Below are 2603 nucleotides of genomic sequence, written 5' to 3' on the forward strand. Positions count from 1 at the left end.
CGCACTATAGATTTAGTAGAAACATTAGGGTTGCATTAAAAAGAATTGTTTGGACGTACTAGTAGTTTTTAACTATGTAGTACAAAATTAGTTCAACTCAACCAAAATACACAAATAAATTTTGGTTTCAACTATTAGATTAGTTGATATAAATATATAGGGTTCATATGAAAAAGAATTTATTATCATTAGCATTAGCTGCTGTAGTAGGTTCAGCATTTGCTAACGTATCAGTATATAAATCAGAAAATGCTAACTTATGGGTTGGTGGTTATGTTCGTTACGTATATACTGATAAAGAAGCAACTATCAAAACAAAATCTGTAAAAGAATCTAAAACTACAGTTGACGGTGCAGTAGCTCGTTATCGTTTAAACTTCGGTGGTGATTTCCGTGTAGCTGATTCAACTGCATTTGGTTTCGCTGCTCGTTTACAAAACGACTTCTATAACGATTTCTACTCAAAAGAAAAAGCATACAGCACTAACGTAACTACTAAAGTTCACAAAGGTAACAAAACTCAGTACTTCTACTTCAAATACGCTAATGTTTACTTAGCAAACGACAACTTTGGACGTTTAGCATTAGGTCGTTTCTCTACTGTTGCCGATGATGCTGCTGGTAGCGATTTAGAATACTTAGATTTCAACACTGGTTTTGACTATGTATTCGACACTGATACAGTAAAAGGTGTTCGTTATACAACTCCTACATTTGGTAACTTTATAGCTAACTACTCATACTCAAACAACACTGCTAGCCGTAAACAAGATCCTATCGTTAATTTAAATTCAGGTGCAGATCGTTCAGTTCAAAACGCTCTTAACGGTATCTACTCATTATCAACAGGTACAACTATTCAAGGTACTGTAGCGTTCCAAAAACAACGTTTAAATGGTCTAAACGTTAATAAAGCTAAGGGTTTCCAATTAGCAGTAGCTCAACAAATTAATCCAAGTTGGGTTGTTGCAGCAGCATACGATTACGTACGTGTACAATATAAAGATGGCACAGCTGCAGAAAACACAGTTAACACTAAAAAATGCAATACTTTTGTTGTTAAAACAGCTTACACTCTAAATCAATACTTCCAACCATATGCTGGTGCAACATTCCAAAAAATCAAAGATGTTTCAACTGATGTTAAAGCTTATGGTGCATACTTAGGTGTTCAATCAGATGTATATAAAAACGAATACGTAAACGTACGTCTATTCGGTGAAGGTGTATACTTACACGCTAAAGAAAAAGAATCAAAATCAAAACTTAAACAGTTAGATTTAGCAGCTGGTCTTAAAGTTTCTTTCTAATATTTATTAGATAAAAAAATATAAGATTTGTAAGTGAGAGGAGCATTGCTCCTTTCTCTTACTTTAACAATAGTAAGTACATAAGGACGACTATTCATTAGTCGCTATACAGGTTTACACATGAAAAAAACATTATTAGCATTAGCCGTAGCTGGTGTAGCTACTTCTGCATTTGCAAACACGAATGTATATTCGTACTCTAATGGTTCATCAAGCGCAAACTTAGGTGTTTTTGCTGAAGCACGTTACAACTACACTAAAGCTGTTGAAAGAATTAAAGATAGAACTGACAACAAAACAACTAAAGACGTTACTAAATTAAACGAAGGTCGTTTACGTTTTGGTGTTTACGGTGCTATCACTGATTCAAACAACTTAACTTACTCTTTCTACACTCGTTTCCAAACTACATTTGATTACTTAAATGAAAAACAAACTGGTGTAGCAAGACAAAAATCTCACACGCGTCAAGGTGTTGATGTGAACCGTGCTTACGTTCAATTATCACACTCAACTTTAGGTTCAGTGTTATATGGTAAATATGTTACTGTAGCAGATGACCGTTTCAACAATGATTTAGAATACGACGTATACAATACAAATAAACCATTTACAGCTTTCTCAGCTACAACTGGTGAATTTGATTCAGTAATCACTTACAAAGCTCCAGTAGTGTATGGTGTATCTGGTGCTGTATCTTATGGTGAAACTAAAGAGTCTCAAACAGATTACACTAAACAAGTAGCTGTTAAATTAACTTATGATTTATCAGGCAACCACGTAGTATTCGTTTACGCTAATACTCGTGATCGTGCTGATTATACAACTACAACTACTTATAATTCATACGATTTAGCATTCTACAACGATGGTCTAGTTAAAGACTTCACTTTAGGTGCTGACGTTGCATTTGAACACCAAAAACGCGCTAACACAGATTTATACAAAACTAAAGCTTGGTCTTTAGCTGCCAAAGCTACTTATACTGGTTTCCAATATGCACAACCATTCTTAAATGTAGCTTATGTACAAACTAAAGATCACGGTTCAGATACTCGTGTTAAGAGCAAAGCTGTTAATTTAGCATTCGGTCTACAATCTGACGTTTACACTTACAAAACAGCTAAGGCTACAGTTTTTGTAGAAGGTGTTTACTCTCGTGATTCATTAAAATACAGAACTGTATCTACAAATGAAGTTTCTAAAGCAACTCTTAAACATAAAGCATTCACTGTAGGTGCTAAATTAGCATTCTAATTTTTAGAATTTAATTGTAAAAAAGCAGGCATCGCC

Annotated in this window: 2 protein-coding genes; both read left to right on the top strand. The window is 34.3% G+C overall.

What is annotated here, in order from left to right:
- The first annotated feature begins 167 nt into the window (after positions 1-167).
- Positions 168-1310, top strand: a complete 1143-nt coding sequence (locus CKF58_RS06990) for a porin family protein (RefSeq protein ID WP_119532350.1) — start codon at positions 168-170, stop codon at positions 1308-1310.
- Positions 1311-1430: 120 nt separating this feature from the next.
- Positions 1431-2567: a porin family protein gene (locus CKF58_RS06995; protein ID WP_119532352.1), complete on the top strand. Its 1137-nt coding sequence runs from the start codon at positions 1431-1433 to the stop codon at positions 2565-2567.
- Positions 2568-2603: the final 36 nt, after the last annotated feature.

It is taken from the genome of Psittacicella hinzii (assembly GCF_003585935.1).
GTDB classification, from domain to species: domain Bacteria; phylum Pseudomonadota; class Gammaproteobacteria; order Enterobacterales; family Psittacicellaceae; genus Psittacicella; species Psittacicella hinzii.

Bases quoted from the DNA above. Each gene is read 5' to 3' on its own strand.
- CKF58_RS06990 (WP_119532350.1), top strand. From the start codon at position 168: ATGAAAAAGAATTTATTATCATTAGCATTAGCTGCTGTAGTAGGTTCA.
- CKF58_RS06995 (WP_119532352.1), top strand. From the start codon at position 1,431: ATGAAAAAAACATTATTAGCATTAGCCGTAGCTGGTGTAGCTACTTCT.